This is a genomic window from Bacillus sp. FSL H8-0534, from assembly GCF_038005885.1.
In the GTDB taxonomy this organism is placed as follows: Bacteria; Bacillota; Bacilli; order Bacillales; family Bacillaceae_G; genus Bacillus_A; species Bacillus_A pseudomycoides.
Genome location: NZ_JBBOUC010000001.1, coordinates 3,266,328 through 3,281,819 on the forward strand (window position 1 = coordinate 3,266,328; position 15,492 = coordinate 3,281,819).

The window sequence follows — 15,492 nt, forward strand, 5'->3', positions numbered from 1 at the left end:
ATTTATTATTTAATTATAAAAGTTTCATTTCATAAGAAAAACGCTAGTAACGTCCCAATCCATTCTTTTCCTTTATCGACAAGGGAGAGAGAGGAAACATCTTTCCAAGTAAGCAATGTAGACCCCTCAATATCTTTGCTAATGTGCACCTTAATTTCTTGTATAAAAGCTGAGTCATACAGGAGACAATTTATTTCATGATTGACATATAAACTCCTCATATCAAAATTAGCTGTTCCGATATCACAAATATGATTATCTACCATAATAATTTTCGCGTGAAAAAATCCTTGTTGAAATTCATAAATATGACACCCTGCCCTCATCAATTTCCGGCAGTATGGTAATTTAGCTTCGCGAACGAGTGGGTGATCTGCTTTTTTAGGAACGAGAATCGTAATGCGAACACCTCGTTTTTTTGCTTGTAATAATGCATTCATTACTATTTTTCCCGGAATGAAATAGGGTGTCCCAATATATAATTCCTCTTTTGCACTTTCAATAAGTGATACAAATGTTTCCTGTAAATAGGCACCGTCTGTTGGGATAAAGCGGTGTAGCATAGGGCCTGGAAACTGTTTGGGAAAAAATGATGCTTCTTCTAATAAATCTTCATTTGTATCATCGCGCCAATCGTGCAAAAATTGTTTTTGTAAATCTTGTACGCCTTCGCCAGTCAGGCGTAAATGATAATCACGCCAAAGGCCCAATTCAGGATCATGCCCCAAATATTCTTCTCCGATGTTGAAACCTCCAATATAGCCAATTTTCCCATCGATAATCGTAATTTTTCTATGATTTCTTTGGTTTGCAGAAAAAAAGAGAAAAGGGATCTTGATTTTATGGCAATATGAAAAAGATACACCATGTTGCCTGAGTGAGCGAATGGCTTCATCTGATAAACGATGGCTTCCTATACGATCGAGAAGGAGGCGTACTTCTATACCTTGTTTGGCTTTTTCAGTGAGAAGCTGTAAAAAGGTTTGACTAATTTCATCATTTTTGACAATGAAAAATAAAATATGTATATGATGCTTTGCCCCCTTTATATCCAGAAATAAATCATTGTATAAATTTGTTCCCCATGTATACAATTTAAAATTGCTACGTCGTAAGGGAAAGGGGCGGGACTTTATTTTTTTTAAATGATGTTTTCTTCCAAGTAAAAAGTCGAGTGAGACCCATATGACTAAGCATATTAGTAAGAGAGATAAAAAGACCATTATCAAATTACCTCCTGAGAATTCATTCTTATAGTTTCACCTAAATAAACAGCTTTATGAAAAAATGTTGTGTTGTATAACAAAAAACTGTTGACTGAATGCTCACTCATTATATAATGGGGATAGGGGATATAATTCAGAAAATTATTTATTTTCGAAGATTCTAAAAGAAAGAGGGCTTACAAAGAGAGGGGTATCATAAAAATGAATAGTTTACTGATCATTAATTGGCTGGCTGCCATTGCTGTTATTGCTTATGCTGGATATTTGTTTGTATATTTGATACGAACAAGGATGGCCTACATACAGTTAGGAAAAAAAGTAGAATTTGATCGCCGCTTTAAAGAGAGGTGGGATATTCTTAAGGTTAACGTTTTCGGTCAAAAAAAATTGCTGAAAGATAAGAAAAGCGGTATCATGCACGTTATGTTTTTTTACGGATTTATTCTTGTCCAATTTGGAGCAATTGACTTCGTTTGGAAAGGATTAGCACCAGGATCACATCTTCCACTTGGACCACTATACCCTGCATTTACATTCTTCCAGGAAATTATCACACTTATGATTTTAATCGCAGTTTTTTGGGCTTTTCATAGAAGATACGTTGAAAAACTTGTTCGTTTAAAACGTAATTTTAAATCAGGCCTTGTTCTTATTTTTATCGGAGGCTTAATGCTTTCTGTACTAATTGGTAACGGAATGGGCATTATATGGCACGGCGAAGAGCTTTCGTGGAGCGAACCAATCGCTTCTGGAATCGCTTACGTTTTCTCAGGAATAAATGAAACCGCAGCTATTTCTGTGTTCTATTTCTCTTGGTGGGTGCATCTACTTATTTTGTTAACGTTTTTAGTTTATGTACCACAATCAAAACACGCACATTTAATTGCCGGACCTGCTAATGTATTCTTTACTCGCCTTTCTAATCCAGGGAAACTTGAAAAAATTGATTTTGAAGATGAGACACAAGAAACATTCGGCGTTGGGAAAATTGAGGATTTCAAACAGACGCAGCTTATTGATTTATACGCTTGTGTAGAGTGCGGGCGCTGTACAAATATGTGCCCAGCAACAGGAACGGGTAAAATGTTGTCACCAATGGATTTAATTTTAAAACTTCGCGATCACTTAACGGATAAGGGGGCAGCGGTAACATCACGGGCTCCATGGGTTCCTGCGGTTGCGTTTAACAATACACAAGGAAATCAGTTAGCGATGATGGCAGCAGGGCAAGGGCAACAAGAATCGGCTGCTACAGCACTTGCTTATGATCCAAGTTTAATCGGAGACGTCATTACAGAAGAAGAGATTTGGGCATGTACAACGTGCCGTAACTGTGAAGATCAATGCCCAGTTATGAATGAACACGTTGACAAAGTTATTGATTTACGTCGTTATCTCGTTTTAACAGAAGGAAAAATGGATCCAGAAGCGCAGCGTGCGATGACAAATATTGAGCGCCAGGGGAATCCATGGGGGCTGAACCGTAAAGAGCGTGAAACGTGGCGCCAAGGCGATGATGAAGTAACCGTTCCAACTGTGAAAGAGAAAACAAAGGCTGGCGAAGAGTTCGAATATTTATTCTGGGTAGGATCAATGGGATCTTATGATAACCGCAGTCAGAAAATTGCGATATCATTTGCGAAGCTAATGAATAAAGCGGGCATTTCCTTTGCGATTCTTGGTAATAAAGAAAAGAACTCGGGAGATACGCCGCGCCGCCTTGGAAACGAATTTGTATTCCAAGAGATGGCCACAAAGAACATTGAAGAATTTGAAAAAGCAGGCGTGAAGAAAATCGTTACGATTGATCCGCATGCCTATAACACATTTAAAAATGAGTATCCAGACTTTGGCCTACAAGCAGAAGTCTATCACCATACAGAATTATTAGCACAGTGGGTGAAAGAAGGACGATTAGAGCCGGTTCACCGTATTGAAGAGACGATTACGTATCATGACTCCTGTTATTTAGGAAGATACAACGACGTATATGAAGCACCGCGCAGTATTTTAAAAGCAATTCCAGGTGTGAAAGTTGTTGAAATGGAGCGTAATCGTGAAACAGGCATGTGCTGCGGTGCAGGCGGCGGACTTATGTGGATGGAAGAAACAACAGGTTCGCGCATTAACGTTGCACGTACAGAACAAGCACTTGCTGTGAAACCGTCAATCATTGGTACGGGATGCCCGTACTGCCTAACGATGATTAGTGACGGTACGAAAGCAAAAGAAGTAGAAGAGCAAGTTCAGACACTTGATGTAACAGAGATTTTAGAACGCTCTGTAATTGGGTCTAAAAAAGAAGTTATGTAATAAGTAAGAATCCATACAACTTTAGAAAGAGGTGCAAGATTTGCACCTCTTCTCAGCGTAGGAGTATCGAGCGGGCGCTCAGCGCCGAAAAAAGAAATGGGGGGAATAAACGTGGTAAGAACAGTTATTTTAAGTGCTGCAAGAACACCGGTTGGAAAGTTTGGGGGATCTTTAAAGGATGTAAAAGCAACGGAACTTGGGGGAATTGCGATTAAAGCTGCGCTTGAGCGAGCGGATGTTGCTGCAAATGATGTTGAAGAAGTTATATTCGGAGCGGTGATTCAAGGAGGACAGGGGCAAATTCCTTCGCGCCAAGCGGCGAGAGAAGCTGGACTTCCTTGGGAAACTCGTACAGAAACAGTGAATAAAGTTTGTGCATCTGGTCTTCGTGCTGTAACAATGGCTGATCAAATTATTCGTACTGGAGATCAAACGCTTATTGTAGCAGGCGGAATGGAATCGATGAGCAATAGTCCTTATATTTTACAAGGTGCACGATGGGGATACCGGATGGGACATAATCAAGTTGCCGATCTAAATGTAGTAGATGGCTTAACGTGTTCATTTTCTGGCGTACATATGGGTGTGTATGGCGGAGAAGTCGCGAAGGAGGACGGAATCTCTCGCGAAGCGCAAGATGAATGGGCATATCGCAGTCATCAGCGTGCAGTTTCTGCGCAGAAGGAAGGTCGATTTGAAGAGGAAATCGTACCAGTATCTGTACCGCAGCGAAAAGGTGAGCCGATTGTTGTTACAAAAGATGAAGCGCCGCGCGAAGATACAACAGTTGAAAAGCTAGCAAAGCTAAAGCCTGTATTTGATAAAACAGCGGCAGTAACGGCTGGAAATGCACCAGGGTTAAATGATGGCGGCGCTGCGCTTGTATTAATGAGCGAGGACAGAGCGCAGCAAGAAGGAAGAAAACCGTTAGCGACGATTTTAGCACATACAGCAATTGCGGTAGAAGCGAAAGATTTCCCAAGAACACCAGGGTATGCGATTAATGAGCTTTTGAAGAAAACAGGTAAGACAGTGGATGAGATTGACTTATTTGAGATTAACGAAGCCTTTGCAGCAGTTGCAATTGCGAGTGCAAATATTGCAGGAATTGATCCGGAAAAAATTAACGTAAACGGTGGCGCGGTTGCGATGGGACATCCAATTGGAGCAAGCGGGGCACGGATTATTGTAACGCTTATTCATGCACTGAAGCAACGCGGCGGCGGCATTGGAATTGCATCGATTTGCAGCGGCGGTGGCCAAGGCGACGCGATTATGATTGAAGTTCATTAATAAAAAGGGGGAGAAAAAATGAGTGTGCAAAAAATTGTTGTAATCGGTGCGGGGCAAATGGGTTCAGGTATTGCACAAGTATGTGCGATGGCAGGATATGACGTATATATGCAGGATTTGAAACAAGAGCAATTAGATCGGGGATTATCCATTATTACAAAAAACTTAGCACGCCAAGTAGAAAAAGGACGCATGGATGAAGAGTCAAAGGAAGCAACTTTAAATCGTCTTACAGCGACGCTTGAATTAAATTGTGTAAAAGAAGCAGATCTTGTTATTGAGGCAGCCGTTGAGAAAATGGATATTAAAAAGAAAATTTTCGCAAATTTAGATGAAATTGCACCAGAACATGCGATTTTGGCGACAAATACATCGTCTTTACCAATTACAGAAATTGCAGCGGTAACGAAAAGACCAGAGAAAGTAATTGGGATGCACTTTATGAATCCAGTTCCGGTTATGAAGCTTGTTGAAATCATTCGGGGTCTTGCAACAGATGATGCAGTATACGAAACAATCGAAGACATTACAAAGAAAATCGGAAAAGTACCAGTTGAAGTAAACGATTTCCCTGGATTTGTTTCCAACCGTATTTTATTACCGATGATTAATGAAGCGATTTATACGCTATATGAAGGCGTCGCAACAAAAGAAGCAATTGATGAAGTGATGAAGCTTGGTATGAATCATCCAATGGGGCCGTTAACATTAGCAGATTTTATTGGTCTAGATACGTGTTTATACATTATGGAGGTTCTGCATGAAGGACTAGGAGATAGTAAGTATCGCCCATGTCCGTTATTACGTAAATATGTAAATGCTGGTTGGTTAGGTCGAAAAACAGGTCGTGGTTTCTACGTATACGAATAGAAAGCAAGGGTAGGTCTCCCTCTTTTTTACAAAGTAGTGGTCTTACCAGGTGGTTGAAAAAAGATATATCGCAAATGGGGGCGGGGCATATGAATTTTCGTTTTACAGAAGAGCAGCAGATGATGAGGAAAATGGTTCGAGATTTTGCACAAAAGGAAATCGCTCCCTTTGTTCCAGAGATGGAACAAGGGGTGTTTCCTAGAGAGATTTTGAAGAAAATGGGTGAACTTGGACTTATGGGGATTCCAGCACCAGCGAAATATGGCGGTGTGGAAATGGATTTCATTTCTTACATTTTAGCTATTGAGGAATTATCAAAGGTGAGCGCGACAATTGGTGTTATTTTGGCGGTACACACATCGGTTGGAACAAACCCAATTTTATATTTTGGAACAGAAGAACAAAAGCAAAAATATGTTTCTAAACTAGCGACGGGTGAATATTTAGGTGCATTTGCTTTAACTGAGCCAAATGCGGGATCAGATGCAGGTAGCTTAAAATCAAGAGCCGTAAAGCAAGGTGATCACTATGTCATTAACGGTTCGAAAGTATTTATTACAAACGGTGGCGAGGCGGATACATATATCGTGTTTGCTTCTACGAATCCAGATGCAGGAAAGAGCGGAATTTCTGCGTTTATTGTAGAGAAAGATACACCAGGCTTAATCGTTGGAAAAGACGAACATAAGATGGGACTGCTTGGTTCTCGTACAGTGCAATTAACATTTGAAGATATGAAAGTACCAGTAGAAAACCTGCTCGGTGAAGAAGGACAAGGTTTTAAAGTAGCGATGGCGAATTTAGATGTTGGTCGCATTGGTATTGGAGCACAGGCACTTGGCATCGCCGAGGCAGCGCTAGCATGTGCAGTGGATTATGCGAAGGAGCGTCAGCAATTTGGAAAGCCAATTGCCGCGCAGCAAGGACTGGGCTTTAAACTGGCGGATATGGCTACGAGCGTAGAAGCTGCGAGGTTACTTGTATATAGAGCGGCATCGCTTAGGGCACAGGGACTTCCTTGCGGGAAGGAAGCATCTATCGCAAAGCTGTTTGCTTCGAAAACAGCGGTCGATGTCGCAATTGAAGCGGTACAAGTATTTGGCGGTTACGGCTATACGAAAGATTATCCAGTTGAGCGATTTTTCCGTGATGCAAAAATTTGTGAGATTTATGAAGGAACGAGTGAAATACAGCGGCTTGTTATTAGCCGAGCATTATAAAGAGAAGAGAGAGTGAGGGGAAGGAACATGGATTTTAAATTATCAGAAGAGCATGAAATGATACGAAAAATGGTTCGAGATTTTGCGAGAAATGAAGTGGCGCCGACGGCAGCGGAGCGAGATGAAGAAGAACGATTTGACCGCGCTTTATTTGACCAAATGGCGGACCTTGGTTTAACAGGAATTCCATGGCCTGAAGAATACGGCGGGATTGGAAGCGATTACTTAGCGTATGTGATTGCTGTAGAAGAGTTATCTCGTGTTTGCGCTTCGACAGGTGTCACGTTATCTGCTCATACTTCGCTTGCTGGTTGGCCCATTTTTAAATTTGGAACAGAGGAACAAAAACAAAAGTTTTTACGCCCGATGGCGGAAGGGAAGAAAATTGGTGCATATGGTTTAACAGAGCCAGGTTCTGGTTCAGATGCAGGCGGAATGAGAACGACAGCGAAGCGAGATGGCGATCACTACATTTTAAATGGTTCTAAGATTTTTATTACAAATGGCGGCATTGCTGATATTTATGTTGTCTTTGCATTGACTGATCCAGAATCAAAGCAGCGCGGCACAAGTGCATTCATTGTAGAAAGCGATGCGCTAGGATTTTCAGTTGGTAAGAAAGAGAGCAAGCTTGGGATCCGCTCTTCACCAACAACAGAAATCATGTTTGAAGACTGCCGTATTCCTGCTGAAAATTTACTTGGCGAAGAAGGACAAGGGTTCAAAATTGCAATGCAGACGCTAGACGGTGGTCGTAACGGTATTGCGGCGCAAGCTGTTGGTATTGCGCAAGGAGCTTTAGATGCTTCTGTGGAGTATGCAAGAGAACGGCATCAGTTTGGAAAGCCAATTGCTGCGCAGCAAGGAATTGGTTTTAAATTAGCAGATATGGCGACAAGTGTAGAGGCAGCACGCCTATTAACATACCAAGCTGCTTGGCTAGAATCAGAAGGACTTCCGTACGGAAAAGAATCAGCGATGTCGAAGGTGTTTGCTGGGGATACAGCGATGAAAGTAACGACGGAAGCAGTACAAGTATTTGGTGGTTACGGTTATACGAAAGATTACCCGGTAGAACGGTTCATGCGTGATGCAAAGATTACGCAAATTTATGAGGGAACACAAGAGATTCAAAGGCTTGTAATTTCTCGCATGTTAACGAAATAAGAGAAAAAGCGTAGGTATTTTCCTACGCTTTTTCCTTCCAAATGGTAGAGAGAGGTGAAGAGGATGGTTAAGCACAATGTGCATGCGTCTGTAAAGGATGAGAAATTGGTTGCACTAAGGCGCGAGCAGATGATTAAAGGAGCGGTGCAGCTCTTTAAGCAAAAGGGATTTCCTCGTACAACAACGAGGGAAATTGCAAAAGCGGCCGGGTTTAGTATTGGAACACTTTACGAATATATCCGTACGAAAGATGATGTGTTGTATTTAGTATGTGATAGTATTTATGAACATGTAAAAGAACGATTAGAAGAAGTGGTCTGCACGGAAAAAGGAAGCGTTGAAAGTTTAAGGGTAGCCATTACGAATTATTTTAAAGTAATGGATGAGTTGCAAGAAGAAGTATTAATTATGTATCAAGAAGTTCGTTTTTTACCGAAAGAGTCTCTTCCATATGTACTAGAAAAAGAGTTTCAAATGGTGGGAATGTTTGAAAATATTTTAGAACAGTGTACGAAAAATGGCACATTTACATTAACGAAAAAGGAAATTCAACTGCTGGCTCATAATATTTTTATTCAAGGACAAATGTGGGGATTTAGACGCTGGGCCCTGCAAAAACTTTATACATTAGAGGAATATACAGAAATGCAGATTAGGTATGTATTACATGGCGCGCATATGCTTCCGAAATAAAACGATATCCCCCTTCTTTTAGGCGGGAGAGAGCATCTAGCCATGCATAGAAGCGGCCAGTGCCTTTTTTAGCTCCATGCCGAGTGAAACCAGAAGGAGAAAATGAGAGGAAATCCCCACTGATTAAAGTTTCACTTTATATAGTCCCTACAGGTTAATCTTGTAAATAATGGTCTGTAATCACTTTTATCGATTGCTCGTGAAAGTTTCCCGTTTTTTTTGTAGCATATTTGTTGGAGTTTTGTTTATAATGAATAGTATGGATTTTTTTAAACAGGCCGTTATATATAGGATTATATTTTAAGAAAGGAAGTGCCGCATAAGTGGATTTTAAGAAATATTCACCAGAAGAGCTAAAAGAATTATCCATGATTGAAGTTGTACATAGTGTTTTAGAGGATAAAAGACAGGCAACGTCATTCCATGATTTAGTTCAGGAAATCGCTCAAGTGCTGGGACTATCTCAAGAACAAGTTGCTGCGAAGATCGCACAATTCTATACAGATTTAAATATCGATGGACGTTTCATCAATTTAGGAGAAAACCGTTGGGGGATACGTAGTTGGTACCCATACGAGCAAATTGATGAAGAAATCTTACCTCAGCCAAAGCCTAAGAAAAAACGTAAGGTTGAAGAGGAAGAAGATTTTGATGACTACATTGAAGAAGACGAAGACGACTTCGACGGTGATGACGAAGAAGATGATGATGTAGAAGATTTGGACAAGGTTCTTGACGAAGACGATGATCTTGATGATTTAGATGAAGATGATGAAGAGGAAGAATTCGCTGACGAAGAACTTGAGTATGATGAAACAGAAGAAGAAGAGGAAGAAGTGTAGTTCTTGACTTTTTATTATCGTCCATGTAGAATCATTTTTGGGCTCTTTAAAACAGGACGATAATACTTTTAAAGTGTAAATATAAAAGAAAATTGCTCCCTACTTATTACTTTTCGTGATGAGGGGAGCAATTTTCTTTTTTGTTTTTTGTTTAGAAAATAAAAAGAGTCTAACAATAAGATAGATAAGGTGTTATCTACATACGTTGCGCTTTGCAACGGTGATTATATAACAACAAAGTAGAAGGGAGTACTTTTATGACTAAGTATATTTTCGTAACAGGCGGTGTAGTATCTTCTTTAGGGAAAGGGATTACAGCAGCATCTCTTGGAAGACTTTTAAAAAATCGTGGTTTAAACGTAACAATCCAAAAGTTTGACCCATACATTAACGTAGACCCAGGGACAATGAGCCCATACCAACACGGTGAGGTATTCGTAACAGATGATGGCGCAGAAACAGACTTAGACCTTGGTCACTATGAGCGTTTCATTGACATTAACTTAAACAAATACAGCAACGTAACAACAGGTAAAATTTACTCTTCTGTTCTTCAAAAAGAGCGTCGTGGTGAATATTTAGGAGGAACAGTTCAAGTTATTCCTCACATTACAAATGAAATTAAAGAGCGTGTATATCGTTCAGGCCGCGAAACAAATGCGGACGTTGTTATTACAGAAATCGGGGGAACTGTTGGTGACATCGAGTCTCTACCATTCCTAGAAGCAATTCGCCAAATTAAGAGCGATATTGGTCGTGACAACGTAATGTATATTCACTGTACATTAATCCCGTACTTAAAAGCAGCGGGTGAAATGAAAACAAAACCAACGCAACATAGCGTTAAAGAACTTCGTAGCTTAGGTATTCAGCCAAATATTATCGTTGTTCGTACAGAATTGCCTGTTTCTCAAGATATGAAAGACAAACTTGCTTTATTCTGTGACATCGATACAAAAGCAGTTATCGAAGCGCGTGATGCAGATACGTTATATGCAGTTCCATTATCGCTTCAAGAGCAAAATATGGACCAAATCGTTTGCGATCACTTAAAACTAGACAATCCAGCTGCAGATATGACAGAGTGGACTGCATTAGTTGAAAAAGTACGTAACCTATCTAAGAAAACAAAAATCGCTCTTGTTGGTAAATATGTAGAACTTCAAGATGCATACATTTCTGTTGTAGAAGCACTTCGCCATGCAGGATATTCATTTGATACAGATGTAGAAGTGAAATGGGTAAATGCTGAGCACGTAACAGCAGAAAACGTAAAAGAATTAGTTGGCGACACAGACGGTATCCTTGTACCAGGTGGCTTCGGCGATCGCGGTGTAGAAGGGAAAGTCGCTGCAATTCAATATGCACGTGAAAATAAAGTTCCATTCTTAGGAATTTGCTTAGGAATGCAACTTGCATCAATCGAATTTGCACGTAACGTATTAGGATTAGAAGGGGCTAACTCTTCTGAAATTAATCCTGACACGCCTTATGCAATTATTGACTTATTACCAGAACAAAAAGATGTAGAAGACTTAGGTGGCACACTTCGTCTTGGTCTATACCCATGTAAGCTTACTCCAGAAACAAATGCTTACAATGCGTATAATGAACCAGTTGTATACGAGCGTCATCGTCATCGTTATGAGTTCAACAACGAATTCCGTAAAGACATGGAAGGCGCTGGATTTATCTTCTCTGGTACAAGCCCAGATGGTCGTTTAGTAGAGATCATTGAATTACAAGATCACCCTTGGTTCGTGGCAGCACAGTTCCACCCAGAACTTGTATCTCGTCCAAACCGTCCACAACCATTGTTCCATGATTTCGTAAAAGCTTCTATTACGAATAAAGAAAGCAAGTAATAAAAAAGGCGTCCAAATTTGGACGCCTTTTTCTTTTACTCATATTCGTTTATCATTTCATCAATTGTAAATTTTAATCCGTGATAAGCAAATAGGGATAAGATTAAACTTGGGAACCCATAACGGTTGCCTTCATCATTCGGGATTAAACCTTTTAGCAATTTTGTATCAATATGTACATCTGTGAATTGTTCTAGTGAGACTTCGCCATTTTGGATGGCTGAAATACCAACAATGGAGTGTCCTTCTTCTTGTAGCTGCTTCGCTAATGAAATAATATTTTCATCTGTTGAAAAACGACTGATAAGAAGTACGCGGTCTGCCGATGTCACTTCTGCTTTTGTACCATTTTCGATTAAGCGCTTTGCATGTTTTAGCGGCTCTGCGCCGTGTAATGCTTCCGAAACAACGCCGTCCATTTCGTTTGTACCGTGTAAATAAACGATGCCATCACCAACTAACGCTTGCGCAAGTAGACGGGCACTATCTTCTATATTCATCTCTTCTTTTTGAGAAATCTTTGTGAAATAGCCGCTTAGCTGAGTAGAAAAAATTTTTAACATTGTATTGCTCCTTTCGATTGTATTAAGGCGGCTTTCATTATAGCTTATTTTTTTAGAAAGGCGAAGTAATAGAGGTAGCATAACAAAATAGTAGGCGGTAAAATAAGAAAGAAATGGGAAGGAATTTGGTAAAGAATAGCGAAAATAAATCGAATAAGATATAAGAAGCTTTTAATCTTGTATTTACACAGAAAGGTTGGGGACTATGGAAGGGAAAATTTTAATCGTTGATGATCAATACGGCATTCGTGTGTTATTGCATGAAGTGTTCCAAAAAGAAGGTTATCAAACGTTCCAAGCAGCAAATGGATTTCAAGCTTTAGATATTGTGAAAAAGGATAATCCAGATTTAGTTATTCTAGATATGAAAATTCCAGGTATGGATGGTATAGAGATTTTAAAACATGTGAAAGAAATTAACGAAGATATTAAAGTTATTTTAATGACTGCTTATGGGGAGTTGGATATGATCCAAGAAGCGAAAGATTTAGGAGCTTTAATGCACTTTGCTAAGCCGTTTGATATTGATGAAATTCGCCAAGCAGTACGAAATGAAATCGCTGTAGAGGCTTAAAAATGAATTTTTTATAAAAAATATGAAAAAAAGCGTTTACATGGACTGATGAGCAGGTGAATACAGTTGAGTTTTTGAGTACAAGTTGTTATCCTATTGAGTGTAGAAAAAAGTCCGGTATGTAGATATACATATTTTACCTTATTCTGGTCATACTACCAGCGATAAGAACTTATCGGATACAAAAAACGTTTTTTAGGAGGATTCATCATGCCTTTAGTTTCCATGAAAGAAATGCTAAACAAAGCACTAGAAGGAAAATACGCAGTTGGTCAATTCAACATGAACAACTTAGAGTGGACTCAAGCTATCTTAGCTGCTGCGGAAGAAGAAAAATCTCCTGTAATCTTAGGTGTATCTGAGGGTGCAGCTCGTCATATGACTGGTTTCAAAACAGTTGTAGCTATGGTTAAAGCTTTAATCGAAGAAATGAACATCACTGTTCCTGTAGCGATTCACCTTGACCATGGTTCAAGCTTCGAAAAATGTAAAGAAGCAATCGATGCAGGTTTCACATCTGTAATGATCGACGCTTCTCACCACCCATTCGAAGAAAACGTTGAAACTACTAAAAAAGTAGTAGAATACGCACACGCTCGTAACGTATCTGTAGAAGCTGAGCTTGGTACAGTTGGCGGACAAGAAGACGATGTAATCGCTGAAGGCGTTATCTATGCTAATCCTGAAGAGTGTAAACACCTTGTTGAAGCAACAGGTATCGATTGCCTAGCTCCAGCTTTAGGTTCTGTACACGGCCCTTACAAAGGTGAGCCTAACTTAGGATTTAAAGAAATGGAACAAGTTCGCGACTTCACTGGTGTACCTTTAGTACTTCACGGTGGTACTGGTATCCCAACTGCTGATATCGTAAAAGCTATTTCTTTAGGTACTTCAAAAATCAACGTAAACACTGAGAACCAAATCGAGTTTACAAAAGCTGTTCGTGAAGTATTAAACAAAGATCAAGAAGTTTACGATCCTCGTAAATTTATCGGACCTGGCCGCGAAGCTATCAAAGCAACTGTTATTGGTAAAATTCGTGAATTCGGTTCTAACGGTAAAGCGTAAGAATAAAATTCCGTTTTGGAAACCGTCTAGTCTTTTAGACGGTTTCCTTTCGTTGTATAATGAAAGCGTGAACAAGTCTTAAGATTAAATGAATTGCCAATTTATTCACATGAACTGTAAGGAAATGTGAAAATGGAAAATGGTGTGAATGATTCTATTAATAAACGTTATCATGTATCTAAGATGAATTGACGAGTATAGCTTGACGGGCAGTTAGTCTTCATCTACTCGCCTAAAGCCTACCTATTTTAAGGTGAGGGCTTACCGCTTGTTAAGTTGAGGAAAGGGAAAAGTCAAAAATGATTGGCTCTTTTGTTTTTCTTGATAGTATGCTGAACAAATGAGATTCTTAAGGAAAATAAATACATTCATAAGAAGGGAGCTCAACATGGAAAAGTTGCTGATTGAAGGTGGAAGACCTTTAAACGGATCAATTCGCGTGAGCGGTGCAAAGAACAGTGCTGTTGCTCTAATTCCAGCGACCATTTTAGCTGATACTCCAGTGACCATCGGTGGTGTACCTAATATTTCAGATGTGAAGATGTTAGGAGACCTATTAGAGGAAATTGGAGGAGTTGTAACGTACAATCAGGAGGAAGAGATGACGGTTGATCCTTCCAAAATGGTTGCTATGCCCTTGCCGAACGGGAAGGTAAAAAAATTACGTGCTTCTTATTACTTGATGGGCGCTATGCTTGGCCGCTTTAACAAAGCTGTAATTGGGCTTCCTGGTGGATGTCACTTAGGGCCAAGACCAATTGATCAGCACATTAAAGGATTTGAAGCATTAGGTGCACATGTGACAAATGAGCAAGGTGCAATCTATTTAAGAGCGGATGAATTACGAGGAGCTCGTATTTATTTAGATGTTGTTAGTGTAGGAGCAACGATTAACATTATGCTAGCAGCTGTGCGTGCAAAAGGTAGAACGGTGATTGAAAACGCTGCGAAAGAACCAGAAATTATTGATGTAGCAACATTACTAACAAGTATGGGGGCACGAATTAAAGGTGCTGGTACAGATGTGATTCGTATTGATGGTGTGAATTCTCTGCACGGTTGTCACCATTCTATTATTCCAGACCGAATTGAAGCGGGTACGTACATGATTTTAGGAGCGGCGTCTGGTGGAGAAATAACAGTTGATAATGTAATCCCGCAACATTTAGAGTCAATCACTGCAAAATTACGAGAAGCTGGTGTACAAGTTGAGACGAACGATGATCAAATTAAGGTAAATGGGGATCGTAAGTTAAAGATTGTTGATATAAAAACACTTGTGTATCCAGGATTTCCGACAGATTTACAGCAACCTTTTACAACTCTTTTAACAAAGGCGCATGGAACGGGAGTTGTAACGGATACGATTTACGGTGCTCGTTTTAAACATATTGATGAATTGCGCCGGATGAATGCACAAATTAAGGTAGAAGGCCGTTCTGCTATTGTGACAGGACCTGTTGCTTTGCAAGGAGCAAAGGTAAAAGCGAGCGATTTACGAGCGGGTGCTGCACTTGTAATTGCAGGATTAATGGCTGAAGGGATTACAGAAGTGACAGGGCTTGAACATATTGACCGAGGTTATGAAAATATAGTAGACAAGCTTAAAGGTCTTGGTGCGAACATTTGGCGAGAACAAATGACGCGGCAAGAGATTGAAGAAATGAAAAATGCATAATTTGCAAAGATTGTTGGCAATGTACTCTTGATATGGAGTTTTGCTTATTATTGCAAAATGAAGATGAAGTGGTGGTGCTTCCGTTAATGGGGGACGAAGAATTACTGCTGACGGAAGCTA

At 39.9% G+C, this 15,492-nt stretch carries 13 protein-coding genes; 11 read left to right on the top strand and 2 right to left on the bottom strand.

The annotated features are described in order from the left end of the window. Nucleotides 1-29 precede the first annotated feature (29 nt). Nucleotides 30-1,223, bottom strand: a complete 1,194-nt coding sequence (gene cls / locus MHH71_RS16740; RefSeq protein WP_033799263.1) for a cardiolipin synthase — start codon at nt 1,221-1,223, stop codon at nt 30-32. A gap of 204 nt (nt 1,224-1,427) precedes the next feature. Between cls and MHH71_RS16745 the strand changes: the two genes are divergently transcribed. The 8 genes from MHH71_RS16745 (at nt 1,428) to pyrG (ending at nt 11,489) form a co-directional block, all read left to right on the top strand. Continuing rightward, nucleotides 1,428-3,539, top strand: a complete 2,112-nt coding sequence (locus MHH71_RS16745; RefSeq protein ID WP_033799262.1) for a (Fe-S)-binding protein — start codon at nt 1,428-1,430, stop codon at nt 3,537-3,539. A gap of 9 nt (nt 3,540-3,548) precedes the next feature. Then, entirely contained in the window at nt 3,549-4,832 is a 1,284-nt protein-coding gene (locus MHH71_RS16750) for an acetyl-CoA C-acetyltransferase (RefSeq protein WP_097814688.1), read from the top strand. An 18-nt stretch (nt 4,833-4,850) separates the two neighbouring features. Next, entirely contained in the window at nt 4,851-5,702 is an 852-nt protein-coding gene (locus MHH71_RS16755; protein ID WP_006096674.1) for a 3-hydroxybutyryl-CoA dehydrogenase, read from the top strand. Nucleotides 5,703-5,791: 89 nt separating this feature from the next. Then, nucleotides 5,792-6,922: an acyl-CoA dehydrogenase gene (locus MHH71_RS16760; protein ID WP_033799260.1), complete on the top strand. Its 1,131-nt coding sequence runs from the start codon at nt 5,792-5,794 to the stop codon at nt 6,920-6,922. Nucleotides 6,923-6,949: 27 nt separating this feature from the next. Next, on the top strand, nt 6,950-8,089 hold the full coding sequence (acdA, locus tag MHH71_RS16765) for an acyl-CoA dehydrogenase AcdA (RefSeq protein WP_003202333.1): 1,140 nt from the start codon (nt 6,950-6,952) through the stop codon (nt 8,087-8,089). A 63-nt stretch (nt 8,090-8,152) separates the two neighbouring features. Further along, the gene (locus MHH71_RS16770) at nt 8,153-8,782 is read left to right on the top strand and encodes a TetR/AcrR family transcriptional regulator (RefSeq protein WP_018764915.1); all 630 of its coding nucleotides are present in this window, start codon (nt 8,153-8,155) and stop codon (nt 8,780-8,782) included. 323 nt (nt 8,783-9,105) lie between these two features. Then, nucleotides 9,106-9,624: a DNA-directed RNA polymerase subunit delta gene (gene rpoE, locus MHH71_RS16775; RefSeq protein WP_006096672.1), complete on the top strand. Its 519-nt coding sequence runs from the start codon at nt 9,106-9,108 to the stop codon at nt 9,622-9,624. 257 nt (nt 9,625-9,881) lie between these two features. After that, nucleotides 9,882-11,489, top strand: a complete 1,608-nt coding sequence (gene pyrG / locus MHH71_RS16780) for a CTP synthase (protein ID WP_003202338.1) — start codon at nt 9,882-9,884, stop codon at nt 11,487-11,489. Between the two features lie 35 nt (nt 11,490-11,524). Here the strand turns inward: pyrG and MHH71_RS16785 are convergent, their stop codons facing one another. Beyond that, nucleotides 11,525-12,052, bottom strand: a complete 528-nt coding sequence (locus MHH71_RS16785; RefSeq protein WP_006096671.1) for a DUF2529 domain-containing protein — start codon at nt 12,050-12,052, stop codon at nt 11,525-11,527. Between the two features lie 205 nt (nt 12,053-12,257). Between MHH71_RS16785 and spo0F the strand changes: the two genes are divergently transcribed. The 3 genes from spo0F to murA all read left to right on the top strand — a co-directional run bounded on the left by spo0F (nt 12,258) and on the right by murA (nt 15,372). Further along, the gene (gene spo0F, locus MHH71_RS16790) at nt 12,258-12,626 is read left to right on the top strand and encodes a sporulation initiation phosphotransferase Spo0F (RefSeq protein WP_000398590.1); all 369 of its coding nucleotides are present in this window, start codon (nt 12,258-12,260) and stop codon (nt 12,624-12,626) included. Between the two features lie 210 nt (nt 12,627-12,836). Continuing rightward, nucleotides 12,837-13,694 carry a class II fructose-bisphosphate aldolase gene (locus tag MHH71_RS16795; protein WP_018781175.1) on the top strand — a complete coding sequence of 286 codons (858 nt, stop codon included), beginning with the start codon at nt 12,837-12,839 and terminating at the stop codon, nt 13,692-13,694. A gap of 388 nt (nt 13,695-14,082) precedes the next feature. Further along, on the top strand, nt 14,083-15,372 hold the full coding sequence (gene murA, locus MHH71_RS16800; protein ID WP_003202346.1) for a UDP-N-acetylglucosamine 1-carboxyvinyltransferase: 1,290 nt from the start codon (nt 14,083-14,085) through the stop codon (nt 15,370-15,372). Nucleotides 15,373-15,492 lie beyond the last annotated feature (120 nt).

Excerpts from the sequence above, each read along its gene's own strand:
- cls (WP_033799263.1), bottom strand. The coding sequence starts at position 1,223 with ATGGTCTTTTTATCTCTCTTACTAATATGCTTAGTCATATGGGTCTCA.
- MHH71_RS16745 (WP_033799262.1), top strand. The coding sequence starts at position 1,428 with ATGAATAGTTTACTGATCATTAATTGGCTGGCTGCCATTGCTGTTATT.
- MHH71_RS16755 (WP_006096674.1), top strand. The coding sequence starts at position 4,851 with ATGAGTGTGCAAAAAATTGTTGTAATCGGTGCGGGGCAAATGGGTTCA.
- MHH71_RS16760 (WP_033799260.1), top strand. The coding sequence starts at position 5,792 with ATGAATTTTCGTTTTACAGAAGAGCAGCAGATGATGAGGAAAATGGTT.
- acdA (WP_003202333.1), top strand. The coding sequence starts at position 6,950 with ATGGATTTTAAATTATCAGAAGAGCATGAAATGATACGAAAAATGGTT.
- MHH71_RS16770 (WP_018764915.1), top strand. The coding sequence starts at position 8,153 with ATGGTTAAGCACAATGTGCATGCGTCTGTAAAGGATGAGAAATTGGTT.
- pyrG (WP_003202338.1), top strand. The coding sequence starts at position 9,882 with ATGACTAAGTATATTTTCGTAACAGGCGGTGTAGTATCTTCTTTAGGG.
- MHH71_RS16785 (WP_006096671.1), bottom strand. The coding sequence starts at position 12,052 with ATGTTAAAAATTTTTTCTACTCAGCTAAGCGGCTATTTCACAAAGATT.
- spo0F (WP_000398590.1), top strand. The coding sequence starts at position 12,258 with ATGGAAGGGAAAATTTTAATCGTTGATGATCAATACGGCATTCGTGTG.
- MHH71_RS16795 (WP_018781175.1), top strand. The coding sequence starts at position 12,837 with ATGCCTTTAGTTTCCATGAAAGAAATGCTAAACAAAGCACTAGAAGGA.
- murA (WP_003202346.1), top strand. The coding sequence starts at position 14,083 with ATGGAAAAGTTGCTGATTGAAGGTGGAAGACCTTTAAACGGATCAATT.